This is a genomic window from Paenibacillus sp. FSL L8-0333 (assembly GCF_037965665.1).
Lineage (GTDB): Bacteria > Bacillota > Bacilli > Paenibacillales > Paenibacillaceae > Paenibacillus_AQ > Paenibacillus_AQ odorifer.
In genome coordinates this window covers 1,469,147-1,491,375 of record NZ_CP150186.1, presented here as the reverse complement: position 1 = coordinate 1,491,375, position 22,229 = coordinate 1,469,147, and the positions used below count along the sequence as shown (strand labels likewise).

The window sequence follows — 22,229 nt, the reverse complement described above, 5'->3', positions numbered from 1 at the left end:
GCACAAATAAGAGGTCATCTTTGTTTAATCTTGTAGATTCACACCTACGAATATTATAAAATCATTTTAATTACAGGGAGCCGCATACTGCCATGGCGTACTACCGTGACCTTTTGCCACCAAATGGCTACCTATCTCGGATATGTCTAGTCACCTTTTGCCGCCATATAGCTGTCTATCTCGGTTATGTCTTGTGGCTACCTATCTCAAATATATCTAGCTGCATCTAACCTTAGTAATCTTAGCCACTTTTAGAGGGGGGCTTGTGCTTTGAAACACCGAATAAACAATTTATTTTAAAATATATTGCGATAACACGGCCTGCACCTCGTAAATATTTACGGATTTATTGAAGGTCTTCTTCACCGGAAGCGTGCTGCTGGAAATGTAGATACATAGCTCCGCATCCAGGTCAAAATGCCCTGCCGTCTCCACGGAATAATGCGAGATGCTTTTGTAAGGGATCGAATGATATTCTGTTTTCTTGCCCGTCAGACCTTGTTTATCTACCAGAATAAGCCGCTTGTCCGTAAAAATGAACATATCTCTAATCAGCTTATAGGCGCGTTCGATTTTCTCCTGAGGAGCAAGAATTTGTGCGTATTCCCGCTGGACCTCCGTAAGATTTACTTGTGATGCATTGCCCATTAATCCGTCAAAAAGTGCCATATCTCTTCCTCTTTTCATCCGTTAAATTTAGCCACTTGCCCCCCACTACAGAACCATATTATTCTATTTTTCATATTCTATGCTGTGTAAAAATACTCTCTGACATCTTTTTACTTGCTTATTTTCTGATTTTTGATTACACTGTCATTAAATTTACTAAGAGGGGGGTGTGGAAGGAATGGATCACAATTGGACCAACAGTGTTATGAGTCGGCTACCTAAAGCGATAGCTGGCATTGCTCATGTAAATGGCGATAACGGGAGAAGTCTGTCCATTTGTATGAATTTAATAACACTACACAATTGTGAAATGCCTTTCCTGCCATCACCCGGACGGATCAGTTAACCGGAGAATGATAAGGCCGTGGGGAAATTTCCCTACGGTCTTTTTTTATGGTTTTTTACAGGATTTCGGAGCCATTTAGGGTACTGGCGGTGCGAAGGGCATTCTTAAAGGAGAATATATATGATCATCCAATGCCAAAATGTTCAAAAATACCACGGGGCACAACTCGTGCTGAATAGCATTACCTTCGATATCCGCCAAGGGGAAAAAATTGGCCTGATCGGCCGTAACGGCTGTGGCAAAACGACACTATTCCACCTGCTGAACGGGGAGGAACGCCCCGATGAAGGGCAAATCTCAATACGCAAAGGCAGCGTAGTAGGTCTGTTAGCTCAAATTCAAGAAGTTAACGAAAAAGAAACCGTATATGATGTTCTGCAGCGCAGCTTTGCCGAACCTTTGCAATGGCAGCACCGCCTGCGGGAGCTTGAGCTGGAAATGTCCAGCTTTAACAGCGGAACGGATGAAACCCTCTGGAATCGGCTGCTGAAAGAATATGGCAGCTTGCAGGATAAGTTCGAGGATGCCGGAGGTTACGAGATCGAATCCTCTATTCAGCGCGTAGCCTCGGGTCTCGGGATCGGAACCGGACAATACAGCCGATTGTTCGCCTCTCTTTCAGGAGGAGAAAAAACAAAAGTCGGACTAGCGGAGCTGCTGCTGCGCCGTCCAGACATCCTTCTATTGGATGAACCAACCAATCATCTCGATATGAACGCCATTGAATGGTTGGAGCAATTTTTACAGAGTTATGATGGAACAGTGCTTGCGATCTCCCATGACCGTTACTTTCTGGACGCTGTAGTCAAGAAAGTGATCGAGATTGAGGATGGCGAGGCCTTTACCTTCCATACCAACTACAGCGGCTACCAAGTGGAGAAGGAAACACGACTTCTTCAACAATTTGCCGATTATCAAGAGCAGCAGAAAAAAATAAAACAAATGCAGGAAAGCATCAAACGTCTCATTGAATTTGGCAATCGCGGGACACCTCCTAACCCTTCCTTTTACCGGAGAGCAGCATCCATGCAAAAAGCACTGGATCGTATGGTGAAGGTTAAACGTCCTATTTTGGAGCGCAAATCGATGGATTTGCAGCTACAGCAAAATGACCGTTCCGGTAATCAGGTTGTCATTTTGGAGGATATCGGAAAAGCATATGGTCAGCGAAGCCTTTTCGCAGAGGCAAACGAAGTACTTCGCTACGGAGAGACTACGGCACTCATCGGCGGTAACGGGGCAGGTAAAAGTACACTTTTAAGAATTATTTTAGGGCAGGAAACCCCGGACAGCGGAAGCTGTACACTCGGCTCAAGAACTGTGGTCGGCTACCTCGCACAAGAGGCTGTTCCTGAAAATAACAAACAGTCTGTACTCCGCTACTTCCGCGAAGAAGCTGGACTTGAAGAAGGTGAAGCACGCGGGCAGCTTGCACGTTTCCTATTTTATGGTCCCGATGTATTCAAAGACATTACGAATCTGTCCGGTGGTGAATGGACCCGCCTGCGTTTCGCTGTACTAATGCATCGCAAGCCAAATCTGCTGATTCTGGATGAGCCGACCAATCATCTGGACATAGATTCTCGTGAAGCACTCGAAGAAGCATTAGAGGAATTTCCAGGCACGGTTCTGGCGGTATCTCATGACCGTTATTTCATCAATCGCCTATTTCACAAACTATGGTCCATTGAAGACGGGCGGTTTGGAGTGTTCAACGGAAACTATGAATATTACAAGGAAAAACAAGCTGAAAAGGCATTACTAGCTCCCTCTTTTGCGGATCAAGCTAAACCTGTCTCTGCAGAACGAACAAGTTCACGCCCTGATAAGCCTCAATCTAACGATTCAGGGAAAGAAACCAACGCTAAATCCACCAGTTCCCGTAGGAAAAACACCACCTTCGACTGGGAAACGGCCATTGCAGAGGTAGAGGAACGCCTTGGCGTGATCGATGCTAAGATGTTAGATCCCCTGATCAGCAGCGATGCAGCTGAACTTGCTGAGCTGCAACAAGAACGTGATGCGATACAGGAGCAGTTGGATGAGCTCTATACAGGATGGATGGAGACAACTGGTCTATAGAATAGATTGATCTATAAGGAGATGAGCATATGAGCAACAAAGAGAAGATTAAGTTATTGTGGAAAGAATACACCCAGCTTCATCCACAAACAGCGGATAACTATGACGCCTGGGCCTTTGGTGACAGTCCCCAGATGGCCGATGAACTGCTCGATCTGGTGATTCGTGGGATCAAGACAGGAACTGCTTCAAATTATGATATATTTGAAACTTGTGACGAGACGTTTCCGCAAGTTGGCGGTCACAGTATCGTGCTGGATGGATCTGGTGATCCGCGGGCAATAATTGTTACTACAGATGTACAAATTATACCTTTTGATGAGGTTAGCGCTGAGTTTGCCTATACTGAAGGAGAAGGTGACCGGACGCTTAAGTCATGGCGTCATGATCATGAGCAGTTCTTCACCAGAGAATCCTTAAAATTCTTAAACAAACCCTTTGATCCAAAGATGAAAGTTGTTTGTGAGAACTTTAGAGTGGTATATACAAAAGACTAAGATCTTCAGAAAACGCAAAAGGCTGTCTCTTCCACAAGGAAGGGACAGCCTTTTGTGTATACTATAAAATCAACAGAATTAGATCCTCATTAATTTATGGTTTAGTGCCAAAATCCCAAAATCCAGCCAATAACAGAGATCCATAACGGAATGCTGATTAAAATACCCCAAACCAGCCCAGTGGCAATATTGCCTTCTGCAGGACGCACCACATTTTCCTGTTTCAATGGAATGCTCAATTCTTCTTGTTCCATGCGATCCCCTCCTAAAATATCTTATCGTCACAGTAGAGGAAAAAATGTAGACCGCTCGACCCAAAAAATTAAAATTTTGAATTTTGGTAGATATAAAGGCTCAGCGGCCAAACCGTTGTAAGTGCTTACATATTAGTTATTAACCAAATTTTGAATAATTAAAAACTTAAATTTGCGGAAGTCATACAGTATATGCAGATTCTTAGTCCAATATTACTACTTTTTCCGGATTTCGTAAATATTCAAACATCGTCCGAATCTGTGCCTCTGTATTCCGCTCTGCTGAAAGCTCAGGCAGCTTATCTTCAGCAAAAAACGAAACTTCGCTTGTCTCTACCCCTTCCATTGCCTCTCCGCCCACGATGCGGCATAAAATAAAGAACTTGTACACGTGATAAGGCTCCGGCGGATGGCTATGAAATTTCTTATCCAGTACAGCCAGTAAGCGAACTGCTTCTGCCTCAAAACCCGATTCCTCTTTGATTTCTTTCACAACAACTTCGCTCGGCGACAGTCCAATGTCCCCCCAGCCACCAGGAAGCGCCCAATTCCCGTCCAACTTCTCGCGAACAAGTAGAATTTTATCCTCCCGGAATACAACACCACGGACATCAACTTTTGGGGTAGCATAACCCCCTTCACCCGCAAAGGAGAGTCTAATTCTCTCCTTGCTTTCGAAGGTATAATTAGCGAGGATATCTACACTGAGCTCACGCAAAGCTTGATACCGTTCTATATCATAAACATCCTTAGCATAAGTTAATCCAGTCTGTGCGATGGCCTGAATTTCTTTGGCCCACGTTAACCATTTCTGCTCCATTGCTGCACCCCTTTTTCGGTACCTTGATTAGGATTACTGGCAAAGCATTAAATGACGCGAGAAGGCTCCTTTTTTAGCTTCACAACGGTCTATGATTGTAAATCCAGCTTCAGTGATCATCTCGTCCATCGGTTCAATCGCAACGATAACCACCCGATCTGCAATCCGGCGCGCATTCACTAGAATCGCGAACTGCTCCTCAGGTGTAATACTAGAATATAGATTATATGGCATATCTACAATGGCTACATCGTAATGATCAGTGATATCCGCAATATCCCCGAGCGTAACCTCACTGGTGAATCCAAAATGGGCAATATTTGTTCTCGCACCGATAGCAATCATAGGGTTAATATCACGTCCAACCATATCGATTCCCATTGACAAGGCTTCTACCATTACAGTTCCAATACCGCAGCAAGGATCTATAGCACGTATACCTTCAGGATTCGGAATAGCCATATTAACCGCGGCACGGGCAACACGTGTACTAAGCGCGATAGAATAGCTGCGTGGCTTCTTCATTTGGCGGAACCAAGTTGCCTTGTTTTTATGATAAGATCCGAAGTACCAGCGTCCACCCAGCGTAACAATGCCGTATACCAGCTCCGGATGGTTAACATCCGCTTCTCCTTCAATCCGCAACCCAATTTCCCGCTCGATCACTCTGCGCTCATCATACTCTATTTTGTCTGCAGGGCCCAGATCGTTGGTCTTCACAAAAATAACCTTAAACGTCTTGCCGCCAAGCTCCACCTGCTCCGTTTGATCATAAATCTCAGGCAGACTGTCCCCTTCATACATTACATCTATCCGCTCTTTAATGAAGGGACTGCGGCTGACATCCACCTCAACCTCACTCTTAAAAAGAACAGTCGGCACCTGCTCACCAAAAAGACATCGCAGCTCCATCTGACACAGCGATAACTCGTCCTCTGAACAGGTGTAAGTATAAATAAATGTGTTTGTTCCACTTTCCTTATGCAATATAATCCATCCTCTATCCCAGTGAATTGTTCTGCTGTCTTGTTACTCCTGTGTGTCGTGCTGGTGGTCATAATCTATACGCGCTTTGGCGATCTTCCCATTGTTTTTGTTGACCCAGTCCACAAGCGAGGTTAAAGGTCCCAACAATGATTCTCCTATGCTCGTCAGACCGTATTCCACAGTCAATGGGACTGTAGGCGTCGCTTTACGCCAAACTAATCCATCCCGTTCCAAATGGCGCAGGGTCTGGGTCAGCATCCGTTGTGATATCCCTCCAGAGCGCCTTTGCAACTCTTTGAACCGCAAAGCTTCAGCACCTAAATTGACTATGATCAGTACACTCCATTTATCTCCGACCCTGTCCAGAATCTGGCGGGTAATGGAGCAATCCTCCAGCATCGGCATGAACCGGGTGGGTTCTTCCTTTGAATGTTCCAACTGTGGTTACCTCCATGTAACTTAAGCATGTAATAGTGCCTTCTTGTCCCTCAAGCCTATTCAGCTTATCATGGTTACTGTTAGTAATCAACAACCGGAAAGGAACTAATAAATCATGAAAAAGACCATTGCCATCATAGGTGCTGGACCCGGCTTAGGACTCTCAATCGCCAAAAAATTCGGAGCCAACGGATTTCAAGTGGCATTAATCTCTCGAAATGAAGAGAAGCTGAACACCCTTGTTCAGGAACTGCAAGCACTGAATATCGAGGCTGCTGCTTTTCCTGCCGACGTATACAATAAAGAACAAGTAGCCACAGCCTTCGATAATATCAAGAAAAAATACGGCTTTATCGATGTGCTCGAGTTCAGCCCGACAAGTGGAAATTACCCTCCTACTCCTGCTTCACAAGTAACAGAAGAAAATGCACAGGATGCCTTTCAGGCACTGGTTGTAGCCGCTATCCGCAGCGTAGCACAGGTCTTGCCTGAGATGCTGGAGAAACGCAGCGGCGCACTGCTGTTCACAACCGGATTGTCCTCCATCTATCCCATGCAGATGATGGGTAATGTAGGCATTGCGCTTAGCGGATTAAGAAACTACGCACTTAACCTGCATGCAGATTTGGCTCCACAAGGAATCTATGTAGGTCATTTAGCACTTGGTGTATTCATTAAACCCGGCACCGCTACAGATCCAGGACTCATCGCTGATGTTTGGTATGAGATGTATATGAACAAAAGCAAAGCTGAGGATACTTTTCCCCAAGGTGTGACACCGGCTACAATCATCTGGTGAGAGGTTTGCCCCATCGCTTTTGATCCATAGTGAGTTCTCCAGTATAATGGTTCCTATAGAATGCTAAACAAGACGGTCACGCATGGCCAATAAGCTTATGCCCAGGCGCTTACAAAGCCGGTTTTGCGCAGCAAAACTTAAGGAGGTACATACTCACTATGTCATACGAAACGTATTTTTCAACCCACCGGGATGAACATCTCGAAGAACTAAAACAATGGCTCAGAATTCCAAGTATTTCTGCCTTATCTGAACATAAGGACGATGTACTGAAGGCAGCCCATTGGCTGACAGACACCCTGAAAAAAGCCGGACTTGAGAACATTGAGTTGCATCCGACAGCGGGACATCCCGTTATATATGCCGATTATCTTCATGCTCCAGGCAAACCAACTATTCTCGTGTATGGTCACTACGATGTACAACCAGTAGATCCATTAAACCTATGGACCACACCTCCATTTGAACCAGAGATTCGTGATGGCAAGCTTTATGCACGCGGAGCAACAGATGACAAAGGACAAGTATTCGTTCACCTCAAAGCCATTGAGGCGATCCTGAAACAAGAAGGTACTCTTCCTGTGAATCTCAAGCTTTGCATCGAAGGTGAAGAAGAAATCGGCAGTGTGAATCTGCCTCCGTTCCTTGAAGCCAATAAAGAAAAGCTCGCTGCGGATGCGGTGTTAGTCTCCGATACATCCCTATTGGAACGCGGTCGTCCTGCCATCTGCACTGGGCTACGTGGTCTAGCTTCCCTTGAAGTTGATGTAACTACCGCTTTGACAGACCTGCACTCTGGTTCTTACGGCGGTGGCGTTCCGAATGCATTGCATGCCCTAGTATCTTTGCTAAGCTCGCTTCATGACGACAAAGGACGCGTATCTGTAGACGGATTCTATGATGGCGTTCCTGAACTTTCCCCAATGCTGCGGGAAGAATTCGTGAAGCAAGGTGTGAATGAAGATAAAATCCGCGAAGGTCTTGGATTGGAATCGTTATACGGAGAAGAAGGTTATTCCTTTGTAGAACGGATTGGCGCTCGTCCTACGCTTGAGCTTAACGGCGTATACGGCGGTTTCCAAGGGGAAGGCAGTAAGACGGTTATCCCTAAAGAAGCACATGCGAAAATTACCTGCCGCTTAGTTGGCGATCAGGATCCACAGCATATCCTCGATGCCGTTGAAGCACATCTGAAGGCTAATATTCAGACCGGAGCGAAAGTGCATGTTAAGCAAATGGAGAAGGCACGTGCCTTTAACATCGATCCGTCGAATCCTATTCTGCAAACTGCAGCAGACGCATATGGCAAAGTATATGGAACCCGTGCCCTCTTCACCAAAGACGGCGGCTCCATTCCGATCATGGAGAGCTTCTCCCGTGTGCTGGAAGCACCTGTCGTTCTGATGGGCTTTGGTCTCGATGATGAGAACCTGCATGCACCGGATGAGCATTTCAACCTGGAGAACTTCGACAAGGGATTACTCACCATTGTTGAGTTCCTAAAGACTGTTTAAGATACACAAGCTACAAACAAATAAAGCCAGGTTCCCTAAGTTGGGAGCCTGGCTTTTTAGTATGCGGCCAAACAAAAGAGCATCATTGCTTAGTCCATTTATAAAACCACCATACCATTGCTATCACCATTATTATTAAAAGAAAAATCAGGCTTTTAACTGAGCTACTTATTATTAAAGGTCTTAAATAAGCGATCATTATCCGTCCCCCATATAGAATGAATATAAAAGAGATATAATCACCATATCACTTAATACAAAATATTGAAATAGCAGAGAAACTCTGTGAGTAATCACCATTATTACCCTTCATGTAATACCGGTTTGTTAGCCAACTGTTCATGTTCGGGTTCAATGTGAATCAACACCTGGGCACGTTCAAATATGCCTTGAATGGCTAGTTCAATTTCGTCGCATAATTGATGCGCAGTAGCAACACTCATTTTAGAAGGAATCACAAGGTGAAAGTCGACATACTCTTCTGGACCAGATCGGCGGGTACGAAAATCATGAAATTCAATATATCGCCCTTGAAATAACTTTATGACATGTAATATTTCATTTTCTTCTGCCTCAGTTAATCGTGCATCCAACAGCGGAGGAAATGACTCCTTTAGAAGCTTATAGGCTTCACCCATAATATACAGAGCCAACACAATCCCAATGACAGGGTCGAGTATCGTCCATCCAGTGAGGGTAACCAATAATAAACTGAATGCAACACCCAAAGAGGTGAAAACATCCGTAAGCAAATGCAGAGCATTCGATTTCATAGCCACAGAGTGAAGTTCGTCTGCCTTCTTTTTAACCTTGCGTGAAACCATATAATTGATCCCCGCTCCGACCACCATCACAATAATGCCCAAAAAGGGAAGTTCGATCGCGGTTGGATTCATTATTTTATGAACACACTCATCTATAATCCAGAATCCAGCTACAAAAATAAGCAACGTTTCAATCGTCCCTGAGATATTCTCCACTTTGCCATGACCATAAGGATGAGTTTTATCCGCAGAACGACTTGACCATCGGACCGAGAAAAAAGCAATCAACGAAGCAACTAAATCTAAGGAGGAGTGGATCGCTTCCGAGATAATTGCTACTGAACCTGTAAGTACTCCGACTATAAGCTTTAAAGAAACGATAAATGTATTGCTAAGTACAGATAGGAACGCAATCTTTGCACCATTCAAAATTTTCACAACCTTTTCTTAAAAGTACGCTATATTAAAGTTTTTCCATTAGGCAAATAGTATAAACAAAAAAAATCCCACCAACCAATATAGGCTGATGGGATATAAAAAAACCCTTGCATCGCAAGGATTTGGAAGTTTGAATTATGGAGCGGGTGATGGGAATCGAACCCACGCTATCAGCTTGGAAGGCTGAAGTTCTACCATTGAACTACACCCGCACTAGAAAGTGAATACAAGAGTTATTGTATCATCTCTACAAGTAAAAATCAACATTTTTTTAGTTTACAGGGAAGCGCCGAGGGGTGCCTTTTTTAAAAATATCGCCTCAAACTCTGCTGGTTGAATAGGTTTGCTGAACAGAAATCCTTGAGCTTCATGACAATGCTGCTCCCGCAGAAATTGCAGCTGCTCCTTGTTCTCCACACCCTCAGCCGTAACCTTCAGCTTCAAATGATGCGCCATAGAAGTGATTGTAGAGACTATAGCAGCATTGTTGCTGTCCTCCATAACCTCTGATACGAACGACCTGTCGATTTTCAATCTGTCGATCGGCATGTTCTTTAGATAATGCAGGGAGCTGTAGCCTGTACCAAAATCATCAATACTGATGAAGACACCAAGCTCTTTCAGACGTTTCAGCTGATCAAAGGCTGTTTCTTTATCCAAGGTCATACTCTCAGTAATCTCAAGGTCGACATAACACGGATCTAATCCAATGTCGGTTAAGATGGTATGAATCCTCCCTGCTAGATTGGGCTGAAGGAATTGCCGCATAGATAGGTTGATGGAGACGCAAATCGGCACATAGCCGGCCAGCTGCCATTTTTTATTCTGCAGACAAGCTGTTTTGAGTACCCATTCCCCAATCGGAACAATGAGTCCACTCTCTTCAGCTAACGGGATAAATTCCGCAGGAGAGACCAGACCACGTTTCGGATGATTCCAGCGGAGCAGAGCTTCCATTCCTACGATCTCTTCCGTCTCCAGCAAAACCTTTGGCTGATACACCAGAAAGAATTCATTGCGTTCAAGCGCTCTGCGGAGGTCATTTTCCAGCTTTAGACGTTCCTTTGCTTTCATCTGCATAGCTGGAATATACCGGCGAATCTCCACTCCCTGTTCCTTGGCATTATGTACCGCCGTATCAGCATTCTGAATTAGATGTTCCGCAGTTTCACCGTCACCGGGATAAATACTTAACCCCATACTAAGCGAAATATGGTACTCCCCCGACTCTAAGGCAATAGGTACCTCAAACAATCGATGCAGCTCCGTAGCTCGAACCAAACATTCTCCAAGACTTGCTCTCTCCATCATAAGAAAAGCGAACTCATCCGCCCCCATACTATAAAGCTCTTCAGTAGATTTAGCCTCATTCACAAGGCGCTCAGACACCAGCTTCAGTAAATGGTCTCCGGCAAAATGGCCCAGGGAGTCATTTATATTCTTGAAATGATTAATATTCATAATAGCTAACGCTGAGAATTTATCGCTCGTTTTCTTCTCTCCAGCAATAATCATCTCTTCTACACGCTGCGTCAGACGACGTCTATTGGGAAGTCCCGTTAAATCATCATGATAGGCTAAATAATTGATCCGCTCCTCAGCCAACTGCTTTTCGTAAAAGGGTTCTTCAATCGTCAGACGATATACTCCGGTAAGCAGCAAGTAGTAAGCAACTCCGCTACACACCATTCCAAAAAGATCATCTATATTGCCACTACTGAATGGACTCATAAAAAAGGCTTGGCCCAAAGAGAAAAAGATAAGTGCTCGAATAATAATAAGCAGTGAGGCTGACTTTTCACTTTTTTCAGGAAATACAATAACTGCAACACCTGCCAAGTAAACAAAAAGAACTGCTAAATCAGCAATCTGCTTCAAAGGATTCATCCAAGGCTTAGTTAATAACTGAGGCAACGCCGAGTGGCTGAGAATAAACAAAACAATGGAAAGCACAATCAGCATGAAGGCTATTCTAAACAATTTTCTTTTTTCAGAGACAGACACGGGCTTATCTTCCCTGCTAAAAATAAACAACATTCCTAAACCGCTGATTAGTCGTGAGAGGGTTCGCAGCCACAACGATTCTTCGAAAGTTATGAATGATGAAATCAACGGGACGCCGACAAAACCCAGTGTATGCAAGAAATCAATAATACATATTCCACCAAAAAGAGCAGCAGCATATAATCTTCCTTTAGATAATCTGCTAGAGAAGAATAACCAGCCCTGTGCAAATATCGCAAATCCAAAAGCAACATTACAGCAGCCGACAATGAGATAGAGAGAAGAAATAATATCCCAATCGTCCAATCGGTTAAGCGATGTATGGAAAATTTGAATTAAAAGGAACAGCAAGGCGCCTACAGCAGCTGCTTGAATTGTCTTTTTCTCTTCTTGTCTCATAAGTCCCTCGCGTCTGAAAATAATATCTATTAATTAACATTCAAGTATAGTTATGTCCTACGTATAAATATCGGCGGGATAGGACTTTTAAGTTACATTTCTTTTATCGGCATTCAAATGGAAGGCGCGTTTATAAGTTATATATTCATAAATCTTGCATAAATATAAACCATTTTCTGCTAGCAGGCAACCAAAAAAGCACTTCCCCCTACGAAAGGGTTCAGTGCTTCTAAGAAACTCAGGTTTATTTGTCACCAAAGGTTACTTCTGGTGTTGTAAGCTTATCAAAAAAATCAACGGATTTATCCTTGTCTGCAGATGCACGAAGTGCCATTGCTGAACGTGGATGCTCATCAAGTGTACCTGTGATCATATAAGGAATGATATAGCCCCACTCCTCTTTCTCACGCAAAGGAATCATCAGGCGTTCAATAATATCAAGCACAGGGCGCAAGGAGTAACGTGTATTCTTCAAATGAGTTACTAACAGCTCTGTAGGGCAATTTCCTGCAGCTCGTCCCATCCCATAACAAGAAGCATCCAGTAACTCTACACCATTCTCAGCAGCAATCAACGTGTTGGAGAACGCCAACTGAAGATTATTGTGAGTATGTACGCCTAGACGTTTGTTTGGCAGATGTGTCTTGAACTTCTCAACCAGATAATTCATGTCATTGTGATCCAAGCTGCCGTATGAATCTACAATATATACCACATCAACAACGCTCTCACGGATCATTTCAAAAGCTTCCAACAATTCATTCTCCATAACATTAGACAAAGCCATAATGTTGATCGTTGTCTCATAGCCTAGATCATGGAAAGTTTGTACCAATTGGAGGGCTTTCTCTACATCTTTGCTGTAGCATGCCACACGAATCAAATCCAGCATACTTTCGCTGCGGGGCAAAATATCATTCTCATCCACGCGGCCGATATCAACCAAAGCAGATAGCTTGGTGTGACCTTTTTGCGGAATCACTTTACGCAGGAAATCATCGTCCAGAAAACGCCATGGTCCGGCACCCTCTGCTCCTTTGAGCAATTTTGGTGAATTTTTATAACCGATTTCCATATAATCAACACCAGCTTCATTCAAGCCGGCATATAAGTTTTGTACAAATTCCACACTAAAATCCCAGTTGTTCACTAGGCCCCCATCTCGGATGGTGCAGTCAACAATCTTACATTGATTAGTCTTCATAATTATCTCCCTTCAACTATTGCAATCATTATAACCGCGAATATAGCTTTACTATGCAATTTATATCGTATAATCATACTTTAATGAAGAATAAAATGTAAAGGAATTTCATCTTCTTCTCCTTAATGCTATTACCACATCGTGTCAGCGACAATGATCACAGTAAATAAGCCCTAAAAATGCTACATTACAAGAAAATCATTGAGATTGATTATCAGTCTCTTTTGGAGGGATAAAAATGGCTTCTACCTCTTGCTCATTGCTGCGACTACAACCGGGTTCGACCGGATATATTCATAAAATAGAAGGAATCAACCCCATCCTGCGTCGTCGTCTGGCTGATCTTGGAGTGTCCGAGGGTGTGAGCATTCGCCTGAAAGGAAAAGGACCTTTTTTAGGACCTATTACCTTGGAATGCAATGGACAACTGTTCGCCATCCGCCGGAAGGAAGCTTCATTGATTGAGGTGAACGTGTCTTGAGTTCAATAGCTCTTGTAGGTAACCCCAATACAGGTAAAACCTCTCTTTTCAATACGTTAACCTCCTCATACGAATATGTTGGTAACTGGTCAGGGGTAACGGTAGAAAAGAAGATCGGCAGCCTGAAGAACGGCGCTGGCAAGCTCATTGATTTGCCGGGTATCTATTCCTTGCACCCACTCTCACGCGATGAGGGGGTTGCTGCCCAGTATCTAATAGAAGAATCTCCAGAAGCCTTAATTAATATCGTGGATGCTTCACAGCTGGAACGAAATCTGCTGCTCACGCTTCAATTACTTGAGTATGGCAAACCTACCTTACTCGGACTTAATATGATTGACGTCGCTAATGCACGTGGAATTCGCATCAATCATGAAGTCTTACAATCACGACTGGGTATAACTGTCCTCCCGCTTGTTGCAAGAACGGGAAAAGGCTGCGCACAAGTCCTCAGTATTTTAGAGAAATCCTCTGCGATTCCCGCTGTAAAGTTCAAGTTGAACTACGGTGAGATTGTAGAGCATGCGATATCTTCTATAGAAAAGGAATTACTTCCTATCAAGGACTTGCCCAATCACCGCTGGATTGCTTTACAGCTTATGGAGCAGAATCCGGTTATTCTTCATTTTCTGAAGACACGTATGGACACCACTCGCCTGCTAAACATCTGTGAATCCTGTCAGAGTGAGCTACAGATCAAAAAGCTGGCCCTGACGCTCCCCCAATGGATTCGCTCACAGCGGATGGATTATATCCACTCCATTTGTGAGGTTGTACTTGATACAACAACGCAGAAACCTCATAACTTAACAGAAAGATTAGATTCCATATTGACGCATCGTTTTCTAGGACTGCCCTTATTTATCTTCTTTATGTATGCTCTCTTTAAGACCACATTTGACTGGGTCGGCGGACCTCTATCAGATCTCCTCGATGGCCTGATCTCCGGACCGATTAGTGATGGAGCCAATTCCCTGCTTCAGACGCTTGGAGCATCCAGCTTCACGCATGCCCTGATTGTCGATGGATTAATTAGCGGTGTAGGGGGCGTCCTCGTCTTTGTCCCGCAAATCTTCATTCTCTTCCTGATCATTTCCTTCTTGGAGGATTCAGGATACATGGCTCGGGTTTGCTTATTAATGGACAGCACCATGGAACGTATGGGACTAAACGGAAAAGCATTTATTCCATTCATCATTGGCTTCGGCTGCAATGTACCTGCCATAATGGCGGCGCGCAGCATCGAACAGCCCAAAGACCGCATGCTGACCACCTTGCTAATGCCGCTGATGTCCTGTTCTGCGAGACTGCCTGTTTACGCTTTATTCGCAGCTGTGTTTTTTCCGGCGCAAGAGGCCGTAGCAGTTCTGTCCATGTATGTGATGGGTATTGTGTTTGCTCTGATTCTTTGTAAGGTATTCTCTAAATATTTATTCAAAAATGAATCCTCAGTTTTCATGATCGAGCTTCCACCTTATCGTATGCCGCAGATCAAGACCTTATCGCGCAGCACTTGGGAAAAGGGCAAGGGTTTCCTGCGAAAAGCTGGAACTATTATTCTTGCAGGCTCAGCAATTATTTGGTTTATGTCTTATGCCGGTCCTGGCGGGTTTGATGTGGACATGGATCACAGCTTCCTGGCTAAGTTTGGAGGTATGATCGCCCCGCTACTGGCACCGCTTGGTTTCGGAACATGGCAGGCTGGCTCTACATTGGTTCCGGGATTTTTGGCAAAAGAGGTCGTAGTCTCAACCATGAATATCATCTATCATGCACCAGATGCTGCTGGTTTAGAAAATCAAATTTCTCAAGTCTTCACACCATTGAGTTCGATCAGCTTTATGGCCTTTATCCTGCTATATATTCCTTGTTTGGCTACTGTAGGGGTAATCAAAAAAGAAACAGCGTCTTGGAAATGGACCTTCTTCTCCATGGGGTATTCTCTCGTTCTGGCGTATATCGTATCTTTAATTATTTTTCAAGGCGGACGGTTATTAGGATGGTCGTAAACTTGTAAATTATAAGATTCTCATGATGAAAGTGGGGTACCATTATGATAAATGTTGTGATTGTCGCCTTAATTTTCGGTTATTCTGGCTGGACCATCTATCGACATGTGCAAAAGGGAAAGCAGGGCGCTTGTGCAGGCTGTGATAAAGGAAAAAGCTGCTCGGCAGCATCGATGGATTCCCCGCTTTCTTGTTGTTCAACACCGGTTAACAACAAGAAGTAGGCTTGTAAAATGGGCAATAAATAGTGATTTATCGTTTAGCCTCCTTAACTAACGGGTATGTTTGTTATAAGCAACTACAGACAATACCAAGGAGGTAATTCCTATGAATACCAAAAAGACATTATTTACAACGGTCGCATTGGGAGCAGCATATTTACTGAAGAATAAGGGAACTCGCGATAAAATTATGAACGGCATTCAATCTTACACTTCCCAATCGAAGGCCAAAAAATCCAGTGGTACTGTTTAAGCTTCTGCTCTTGGATTTCAATAAAGGGGTGTTCCCTAAACCAGAGTCTGGTTTAGGTGAACTGCACCCCGTCAAGTAGACAGCACAAAAAATAAAAGTAGTTTAAGCGGCCTTAGTCCTAAATTCAATGGGACTGAGGCCGTTTAGTTTTGCCTGTAACCGTTCGTTATTATAAAAGTGAATGTAGGTATCAATATCTGTTTGGAGTTCTTCAAAGGTCTGGTAGGTATGTAAGTAGTACTTCTCACATTTCAATGTTCCCCAGAAGGATTCCATCGGCGAATTGTCAATGCAGCAGCCTACTCGGGACATGCTTTGCTTCAGTTCTGCATCGTCCAGCATCTTCTTAAAATGCAGAGAGGTATACTGGAAACCACGGTCGCTATGGAGTAAGGTTCGGCTCTCCGGTGCTGCCTGCAAAGCTAATTCCAGTGTGTTAAAAACTAGCGAATTATTATTGGAATGACCCAGAACGTAAGCAACAATGGACTTGTCATACAGATCTTTTATTGCACTTAAATACGCCTTCTTGCCGTTGCCGTATTTGAATTCCGTTACATCCGTTACCCATTTTTGGTTTGGAGCTTCAGCCTCAAAATTACGGTTCAGCACATTCTCTGCAACCTGCTGAGGCGTGGAGCCTACATACTTCTTTCTCTTTCTGCGGATGACTGACTGGATACCTTGGCATCTCATCAGCCGGTACACTCGCTTTGCGTTAATAGATTTATCCATTTGTCTGCGCAAATGCAGGGTCAATTGGCGATACCCAAAGGTTCGTTCCACCTTCTCATACAAGAGGAGCATGGCCTCTGTCAGTTTCTCGTTGTCAGCCTCTCGAAAACTGGGTTTGCGATTCAACCATTTGTAATAACTTGACCGTGAAATCCCTGCGATGTCACACAAAAGCCGAATGGAGCAAGACTGTTCCTGCTGAACAGCCTGAATGGCCAGGTAGATATTCACCTGGCGAATGGTTCTTAACGCCTCCTCTTTTCGAGTTCCTCTAACTTTTTTAGAAAAGCATTCTCCGCACGCAGGCGTGCATTCTCGTATTCCAGCTTTTGCATCGCGAGTTTGTGGCGATCTGCTTCCGTAAGTTCTTCAGGCGCTTTGGTGCGTCCTCTACCGTCTCGTAATGCCTCTTCACCACCTGCTTCGTACTTCTTTACCCAGCTATATACTTGTTGGTAAGACACGTGAAAATGGCTTGCCGCCTTCGCATAGTCTTCTCCGTTCGAAAGGCAGTACAGCACGATATTTATCCGTTCCTGCCAAGTGGTTACGCGTCCTTTGGTCATAGCTTTAGTTCCTCCTGAATGAGCTGTTAAGCTGTTGCTATGACCATTATACTTCCTAATCCAGTTGGCGAGTTGGGTTGCACTTGCAATCTTATACTTGCAGATGATTTGGTTTTGCGACAATCCTCCCTCGAGATAATCCTTAACGGCATAGAGTTTAAGTTCTGCAGAATACGTACGATTGTAGCTTCGGACTTCCAGCCCTTCGTATCCATACAATTGATAACGTTGCCGCCACTTCACTATAGAGTTTTTGGATATTCCATACTTCCGGGCCGCAGCTTTCAAACCAATGTCGCCCCGTTCAATTTCTTGGAGAATCGTTAACTTTTCCAGTGCTGTATACTCTTTTGTTCCATAAAAATGCTCCCCATACAGCGACAGGTTTTTATTATTTCACCTGTCTACTATATGGGGAGCATATCACCTTGTTGTTTAGAACGGACAGCTCCCCGGATGTTTAGATCTCGCTTTCGCTCAGCAGCCACTGAATGATAGAACGAACCATGACACCTGTTGCTCCCTTAGGATTAACTCCACGTTCTTTAGATACATATGCAGTGCCAGCAATATCTAGATGAATCCATGGCAAGCCCTCAGCAAACTCACCTACAAATAATCCGCCTGTAGTGGCTCCACCATATCTTCCAGCAGTGTTACGGATATCGGCAACCTCGCTCTTTAGCATCTCACGAAATTCCGGGTATGCCGGAAGCTGCCAGACCTTTTCCCCTGAATAGCTTGAAGCGGCCAGAAATCGCTCCAGAAACGCTTCATCATTAGTTACAGCACCTGTTGCTAAATCTCCCAAAGTGGACAACACAGCGCCTGTCAGTGTAGCTACATCGATAATACGTTTCGCTCCCCATTCCCGAGCATAAGTCAGCGCATCTCCCAGGACAATTCTGCCTTCAGCGTCGGTATTCAACACTTCTATCGTTCGTCCGCTCATGGAGGTAATAACATCTCCAGGCTTAAAAGCATTGGCCGATGGCATATTCTCCGCAGATGGAATAACCATAACGACATTAATTCGTGGACGTAAGCGGCCAAGCGCCTCCATTACTCCGAGTACAGCCGCTGCCCCGCCCATATCACTAATCAGCTCTTCCATACCTGGTGCTCTTTTTAAGGAGATCCCGCCGGTGTCAAAGGTAACTCCCTTCCCTACAAGCCCCACTACGTTATCCCAATTCCCTGTCCCCTGATAACGGATGACGATCATTCGCGGAGGGTTTACACTTCCTTTTCCGACTGCGAGCAATCCGCCCATTCCTTTTTGCTCAATTTCCCGTTCATCCAGCACCTCAGAAGGAAAGCCATATCGCTCAGCAACCTCTATAGCGGCCACAGCAAGGTCTGAGGGGGTCAATAGATTACCAGGCATGTTGGTCAAGCTCCGCGCCAAATTCGTGGCCTCACCGAAAGCTAGCCCCTTCTGAATGCCTTGAGTCCAATCCCGTCCGGCATTACCCTCTAATTTCTCTTTTATAGTGAAAACAACTGCTGTTGGGCCTGTATAAAAAGACTGCACCTGCTTATAGGTAGCCCGACGATAGGAACCTAGCATTAGCCCCTCCGTCAGCGCATAAGCAATAGAAGTCACATCCTTCTCTACGGTAAGCTCCTGTAAGGTGTCCGGTACTTCAAATACCAGCTTGAGCGCCTTCAAACGAAGCGCTGCACGGGCTGTCTGAGCCCCCATTTGCCTTAGATCCTCAGTCGTGAGAAGTTGGTCCCCCCTGCCAACTAAAATAACAACAGGACAACCAGATGAATTCTCAGCAGGTAGTACATAAGTCTGATTAAGCTTGCCTTTAAATAGACCTGCCTTTCCCAATAGGCGAATTCTGTCATCCCAGCCCTCGGAAAAGCCTCCATTCTCGACCTCAGACTCAGAAATAATAAGGATAAGGGCATCACCCTGCACATTGTTGGCAACACCACTGTTGTATTCTATATTCATTGTGATTACCTCCATTTGTTTCCCAAAACCAACACCCATTGTAACATAACAAAGGCTGATCTCCGCATCTGTATTATCCGCAGGGATCAGCCTCTTATTACTTATTCTAATGGATTAATGGCAAAGAGATCACAAAATGAGTACCCTCGTTAACTCTGCTGCTAACAGAAATGCATCCGCCATGATTTTTGATGATGCGGTCACTTACGGAAAGACCCAATCCTGTACCATTCTCTTTGGTAGTAAAGAAAGGATTAAATAACCTGTCCAGTGTACGAATATCCATTCCTTTACCGTTGTCAGATATGAACATACGGACCTCAGAGCCTTCTCTGCGGGCACCAACCTCGATTTTCCCCATCGAATCATCTTCTCGATCCGCTACAGCCTCCATTGCATTTCTAATCATATTAAGCACGACTTGCTTCATCTGTTTGACATCGCCAGAAATCACCATGTCCTCTTGAAGAGGATGAAGATTGATCTGGCAGCCTTTCATTAAAGCTTCGCTCTCTGTAAGGAGAACAACCTCCTTGAGCAATGCCGACACGGGTATCATCCCCACCTGCGGAACTGACGGCTTAGAGGAGGACAGAAATTCATGGATTATATCGTTCGCACGATCGATCTCGGCCAATATAATCTTGGCATATTCCTCTTTCCCCAGTTGGTGCAAGTATGGATGAAGCAGTTGAATAAATCCCCGGATCGCGGTCAACGGATTCCGGATTTCATGGGCAATAGATGCGGATAATTTGCCTAGCATAGCTAAGCTATCGTTCTGGTAAGCCGTTTGTTCGATTAACTTATAATCCGAGATTTCCTTGACAGTGAACAAATAACAGCCTTTCATTTGCTCTCCGCAGCATAAAGTAACCTTCCAGTAACGGCCATACTCGTCTAGAAACTCATAATTTGATTTTCCTTTGTATACCATCTCTCTGTAGCTCTGCAGTACTTGTTTTTTCTTGGAACGGCTCAGTCGAACATTAGACAGCAGATGGGAAAATGTGCAGCCCACAAGAGAGTGACGGGTAAGTTCAAGCATCCCGTACATTTGCTTATTTACAAAACTTATAACTCCCTCTTCATCAAAAAGCATGATTCCGCTGTCAATATTCTCTAGAACATCCTCGTATGTAGTATCCACAGGTCCAGTTTGATAGGTTCTTCCCGGTAATAGAAGACTTTCTTGATATTGGCTAATCACGATACGAAGTTCCCCCTTTTACTGCATTTGACGAAGACGCTTAAGCGACATCAAATTACTATGTATTTGAGTGTATGACGAAGCCGCCAGAACATTCGGTAATCGTTGCACTTTTTCCAACCGGTTCAATTATATTCCAATCATATCCAAGAGAACTAGACAACGCAATCGGAGAAACTGTCGAATGGTAAAAAAATTCATAAAATGATTCCAAAGACATATGAAACATCACATCAAATTATATTTATCGCTATTTATTCGCCTAAATGATTTAAAAAAATCTAAAAAGGATCACGAAAAACTAAAAAGGATTATAAAAAGCTAAAAAGCCCCCGCGATTGCGGAGGCTTACATGGAAAAATGGGGCATGCCAAAAAAATTAGTAATAAACTTATGCCTTTTGTTGCAGGCGTAGACGGCGCTGACTCATCACAGCTAACCTTTTTTTCAATTCCCGTTCCCACTTGGTATCCTCGATCTGTTTGGCTACAGCTAGCAGATCAAGCGCCATATCGATTTGATTGCGTACAACGGCTAGAGGATCTTCACTCTCGACGTTAATGACGTTCTCGAAAATTGCAGTTTCGTCTTCCATGACATAGTCCTGAAAGTCCACGTCGGTAACACCATCTCCATGTGCATATTCCGCTAAGATCTCATATTCATTCTCGACCTTGTAGTGAACCTCCACACGATGACATACCGGACAAAAAAGCAGGGGAACATTATGGACTTGCGTGCGATAATGTTTTAGGGTCCCCTTTGTTCCTACCATACTCGCTCCACAGCAAAAGCTCATATTTGTTCGCCCTCCTTAGAAATAACCCTTTGATTGTTTATTATTGTATTACATTACCCCAATGGAGATTCCTCCACTCGAGGACATAATATAACTTTTCGCGCCTATTTTCAAATCTATTTAGATATACAAGATCTTTTGGTGCAAAAAACCCCCTTACAGAAAATTTTCTGCAAGGAGGTAGAAATCAGAATATCAAAGATCACTATGATAACGGTCTAAAATTTACAGATTCTTATCGCCCGGCTTCCAGTTCATTGGGCATAAACCACCAGATTGCAAGGCTTGCAGAACACGAAGAGTTTCTTCCACACTGCGGCCTACATCATTGTGGTTAACGACTTGATATTTCAATTCGCCTTCAGGATCGATAATGAACAAGCCACGCAATGCGATACCTTCTTCTTCAATCAGAATGCCATAGTCTTTAGAGACTTGTTTCGTAATATCAGCTGCAAGCGGGAAATTCAAACGACCCAGGCCGTTGGAATCCTTAGGGGTATTAATCCAAGCTTTGTGGCTGTGGATCGAATCGATGCTTGCGCCGAGAATCGCTGTATCAAGTGCTTCAAACTGTGCTGCTGCGTCACTGAGAGCTGTGATTTCAGTTGGACATACAAATGTGAAATCAAGCGGATAGAAGAAGAATACAAGCCATTTGCCACGATAATCAGACAAGCTTACTTTACCAAAATCCTTACCATCACCTGATACGGTTTCCATAGTAAAATCGGGAGCCGGTCTACCTACTAAACGTTCCGCCATTGCTAGAAT

General features: G+C 44.1%; 22 protein-coding genes and 1 tRNA gene. 9 read left to right on the top strand and 14 right to left on the bottom strand.

The features are described 5' to 3' along the window. Window positions 1-291: 291 nt before the first annotated feature. Window positions 292-669: a PH domain-containing protein gene (locus NYE72_RS06580; protein WP_036680049.1), complete on the bottom strand. Its 378-nt coding sequence runs from the start codon at window positions 667-669 to the stop codon at window positions 292-294. A 178-nt stretch (window positions 670-847) separates the two neighbouring features. On the opposite strand from NYE72_RS06580, the gene NYE72_RS06575 reads away from it, so the two are divergent. From NYE72_RS06575 to NYE72_RS06565, 3 genes are all read left to right on the top strand, one after another. Next, window positions 848-1,015: a hypothetical protein gene (locus NYE72_RS06575; protein WP_162636617.1), complete on the top strand. Its 168-nt coding sequence runs from the start codon at window positions 848-850 to the stop codon at window positions 1,013-1,015. 120 nt (window positions 1,016-1,135) lie between these two features. Beyond that, complete coding sequence (locus tag NYE72_RS06570; protein ID WP_036680051.1) at window positions 1,136-3,097, top strand: ABC-F family ATP-binding cassette domain-containing protein; 1,962 nt, start codon at window positions 1,136-1,138, stop codon at window positions 3,095-3,097. A gap of 29 nt (window positions 3,098-3,126) precedes the next feature. Next, window positions 3,127-3,594, top strand: coding sequence for an ASCH domain-containing protein (locus tag NYE72_RS06565; RefSeq protein ID WP_036680053.1), 468 nt, complete (start codon window positions 3,127-3,129; stop codon window positions 3,592-3,594). A 101-nt stretch (window positions 3,595-3,695) separates the two neighbouring features. On the opposite strand, the gene NYE72_RS06560 is transcribed toward NYE72_RS06565, so the two are convergent. The 4 genes from NYE72_RS06560 to NYE72_RS06545 form a co-directional block, all read right to left on the bottom strand. Beyond that, on the bottom strand, window positions 3,696-3,848 hold the full coding sequence (locus NYE72_RS06560) for a hypothetical protein (protein WP_155288093.1): 153 nt from the start codon (window positions 3,846-3,848) through the stop codon (window positions 3,696-3,698). A gap of 202 nt (window positions 3,849-4,050) precedes the next feature. Next, window positions 4,051-4,668 carry an NUDIX hydrolase gene (locus NYE72_RS06555; protein WP_036680055.1) on the bottom strand — a complete coding sequence of 206 codons (618 nt, stop codon included), beginning with the start codon at window positions 4,666-4,668 and terminating at the stop codon, window positions 4,051-4,053. A gap of 33 nt (window positions 4,669-4,701) precedes the next feature. Continuing rightward, complete coding sequence (locus tag NYE72_RS06550) at window positions 4,702-5,655, bottom strand: RNA methyltransferase (RefSeq protein WP_036680063.1); 954 nt, start codon at window positions 5,653-5,655, stop codon at window positions 4,702-4,704. Window positions 5,656-5,697: 42 nt separating this feature from the next. Next, window positions 5,698-6,093, bottom strand: coding sequence for a helix-turn-helix domain-containing protein (locus tag NYE72_RS06545; RefSeq protein ID WP_244886429.1), 396 nt, complete (start codon window positions 6,091-6,093; stop codon window positions 5,698-5,700). Between the two features lie 115 nt (window positions 6,094-6,208). Between NYE72_RS06545 and NYE72_RS06540 the strand changes: the two genes are divergently transcribed. Together NYE72_RS06540 and NYE72_RS06535 are read left to right on the top strand one after the other, a co-directional pair. Then, window positions 6,209-6,892: an SDR family NAD(P)-dependent oxidoreductase gene (locus tag NYE72_RS06540; protein WP_038569235.1), complete on the top strand. Its 684-nt coding sequence runs from the start codon at window positions 6,209-6,211 to the stop codon at window positions 6,890-6,892. Between the two features lie 158 nt (window positions 6,893-7,050). After that, complete coding sequence (locus NYE72_RS06535; RefSeq protein WP_036680069.1) at window positions 7,051-8,406, top strand: dipeptidase; 1,356 nt, start codon at window positions 7,051-7,053, stop codon at window positions 8,404-8,406. A gap of 302 nt (window positions 8,407-8,708) precedes the next feature. Here NYE72_RS06535 and NYE72_RS06530 read toward each other — a convergent pair whose 3' ends face one another. The 4 genes from NYE72_RS06530 to NYE72_RS06515 all read right to left on the bottom strand — a co-directional run bounded on the left by NYE72_RS06530 (window position 8,709) and on the right by NYE72_RS06515 (window position 13,215). Further along, window positions 8,709-9,599: a cation diffusion facilitator family transporter gene (locus NYE72_RS06530; protein ID WP_036680071.1), complete on the bottom strand. Its 891-nt coding sequence runs from the start codon at window positions 9,597-9,599 to the stop codon at window positions 8,709-8,711. A gap of 147 nt (window positions 9,600-9,746) precedes the next feature. Next, window positions 9,747-9,820, bottom strand: a tRNA-Gly gene (locus tag NYE72_RS06525). A 64-nt stretch (window positions 9,821-9,884) separates the two neighbouring features. Next, complete coding sequence (locus tag NYE72_RS06520) at window positions 9,885-12,011, bottom strand: EAL domain-containing protein (RefSeq protein WP_094903481.1); 2,127 nt, start codon at window positions 12,009-12,011, stop codon at window positions 9,885-9,887. Between the two features lie 244 nt (window positions 12,012-12,255). Continuing rightward, entirely contained in the window at window positions 12,256-13,215 is a 960-nt protein-coding gene (locus NYE72_RS06515) for an aldolase catalytic domain-containing protein (RefSeq protein WP_170914180.1), read from the bottom strand. A gap of 238 nt (window positions 13,216-13,453) precedes the next feature. On the opposite strand from NYE72_RS06515, the gene NYE72_RS06510 reads away from it, so the two are divergent. The 4 genes from NYE72_RS06510 (at window position 13,454) to NYE72_RS06495 (ending at window position 16,179) form a co-directional block, all read left to right on the top strand. Continuing rightward, complete coding sequence (locus tag NYE72_RS06510) at window positions 13,454-13,696, top strand: FeoA family protein (RefSeq protein ID WP_036680093.1); 243 nt, start codon at window positions 13,454-13,456, stop codon at window positions 13,694-13,696. After that, window positions 13,693-15,705 (top strand): ferrous iron transport protein B, encoded by a 2,013-nt coding sequence (feoB, locus tag NYE72_RS06505; protein WP_036680095.1) that lies wholly within the window; start codon window positions 13,693-13,695, stop codon window positions 15,703-15,705. The genes NYE72_RS06510 and feoB overlap by 4 nt, the downstream gene beginning before the upstream one ends. Before the next feature lie 44 nt (window positions 15,706-15,749). Beyond that, window positions 15,750-15,929 carry a FeoB-associated Cys-rich membrane protein gene (locus tag NYE72_RS06500; RefSeq protein ID WP_038569228.1) on the top strand — a complete coding sequence of 60 codons (180 nt, stop codon included), beginning with the start codon at window positions 15,750-15,752 and terminating at the stop codon, window positions 15,927-15,929. Window positions 15,930-16,032: 103 nt separating this feature from the next. Continuing rightward, on the top strand, window positions 16,033-16,179 hold the full coding sequence (locus tag NYE72_RS06495; RefSeq protein ID WP_176462669.1) for a hypothetical protein: 147 nt from the start codon (window positions 16,033-16,035) through the stop codon (window positions 16,177-16,179). A gap of 102 nt (window positions 16,180-16,281) precedes the next feature. On the opposite strand, the gene NYE72_RS06490 is transcribed toward NYE72_RS06495, so the two are convergent. The 5 genes from NYE72_RS06490 to NYE72_RS06470 form a co-directional block, all read right to left on the bottom strand. Then, window positions 16,282-17,858 (bottom strand): IS3 family transposase gene (locus tag NYE72_RS06490; protein WP_339212053.1). Its coding sequence is split into 2 segments (ribosomal slippage): window positions 16,282-17,207 and window positions 17,207-17,858, totalling 1,578 coding nucleotides; the frame shifts between segments, so codons are not numbered across the junction. A gap of 82 nt (window positions 17,859-17,940) precedes the next feature. Next, window positions 17,941-19,446 carry a leucyl aminopeptidase gene (locus tag NYE72_RS06485; protein WP_339211567.1) on the bottom strand — a complete coding sequence of 502 codons (1,506 nt, stop codon included), beginning with the start codon at window positions 19,444-19,446 and terminating at the stop codon, window positions 17,941-17,943. A 106-nt stretch (window positions 19,447-19,552) separates the two neighbouring features. Next, on the bottom strand, window positions 19,553-20,656 hold the full coding sequence (locus tag NYE72_RS06480) for an ATP-binding protein (RefSeq protein WP_036680098.1): 1,104 nt from the start codon (window positions 20,654-20,656) through the stop codon (window positions 19,553-19,555). Window positions 20,657-21,047: 391 nt separating this feature from the next. Then, window positions 21,048-21,455, bottom strand: coding sequence for a hypothetical protein (locus NYE72_RS06475; RefSeq protein ID WP_036680100.1), 408 nt, complete (start codon window positions 21,453-21,455; stop codon window positions 21,048-21,050). A gap of 225 nt (window positions 21,456-21,680) precedes the next feature. Beyond that, window positions 21,681-22,220, bottom strand: a complete 540-nt coding sequence (locus NYE72_RS06470) for a peroxiredoxin (protein ID WP_036680102.1) — start codon at window positions 22,218-22,220, stop codon at window positions 21,681-21,683. Between the last annotated feature and the right edge of the window lie 9 nt (window positions 22,221-22,229).

Excerpts from the sequence above, each read along its gene's own strand:
- NYE72_RS06580 (WP_036680049.1), bottom strand. The coding sequence starts at position 669 with ATGGCACTTTTTGACGGATTAATGGGCAATGCATCACAAGTAAATCTT.
- NYE72_RS06575 (WP_162636617.1), top strand. The coding sequence starts at position 848 with ATGGATCACAATTGGACCAACAGTGTTATGAGTCGGCTACCTAAAGCG.
- NYE72_RS06570 (WP_036680051.1), top strand. The coding sequence starts at position 1,136 with ATGATCATCCAATGCCAAAATGTTCAAAAATACCACGGGGCACAACTC.
- NYE72_RS06565 (WP_036680053.1), top strand. The coding sequence starts at position 3,127 with ATGAGCAACAAAGAGAAGATTAAGTTATTGTGGAAAGAATACACCCAG.
- NYE72_RS06560 (WP_155288093.1), bottom strand. The coding sequence starts at position 3,848 with ATGGAACAAGAAGAATTGAGCATTCCATTGAAACAGGAAAATGTGGTG.
- NYE72_RS06555 (WP_036680055.1), bottom strand. The coding sequence starts at position 4,668 with ATGGAGCAGAAATGGTTAACGTGGGCCAAAGAAATTCAGGCCATCGCA.
- NYE72_RS06540 (WP_038569235.1), top strand. The coding sequence starts at position 6,209 with ATGAAAAAGACCATTGCCATCATAGGTGCTGGACCCGGCTTAGGACTC.
- NYE72_RS06535 (WP_036680069.1), top strand. The coding sequence starts at position 7,051 with ATGTCATACGAAACGTATTTTTCAACCCACCGGGATGAACATCTCGAA.
- NYE72_RS06520 (WP_094903481.1), bottom strand. The coding sequence starts at position 12,011 with ATGAGACAAGAAGAGAAAAAGACAATTCAAGCAGCTGCTGTAGGCGCC.
- NYE72_RS06515 (WP_170914180.1), bottom strand. The coding sequence starts at position 13,215 with ATGAAGACTAATCAATGTAAGATTGTTGACTGCACCATCCGAGATGGG.
- NYE72_RS06510 (WP_036680093.1), top strand. The coding sequence starts at position 13,454 with ATGGCTTCTACCTCTTGCTCATTGCTGCGACTACAACCGGGTTCGACC.
- NYE72_RS06500 (WP_038569228.1), top strand. The coding sequence starts at position 15,750 with ATGATAAATGTTGTGATTGTCGCCTTAATTTTCGGTTATTCTGGCTGG.
- NYE72_RS06495 (WP_176462669.1), top strand. The coding sequence starts at position 16,033 with ATGAATACCAAAAAGACATTATTTACAACGGTCGCATTGGGAGCAGCA.
- NYE72_RS06485 (WP_339211567.1), bottom strand. The coding sequence starts at position 19,446 with ATGAATATAGAATACAACAGTGGTGTTGCCAACAATGTGCAGGGTGAT.
- NYE72_RS06475 (WP_036680100.1), bottom strand. The coding sequence starts at position 21,455 with ATGAGCTTTTGCTGTGGAGCGAGTATGGTAGGAACAAAGGGGACCCTA.
- NYE72_RS06470 (WP_036680102.1), bottom strand. The coding sequence starts at position 22,220 with ATGGCGGAACGTTTAGTAGGTAGACCGGCTCCCGATTTTACTATGGAA.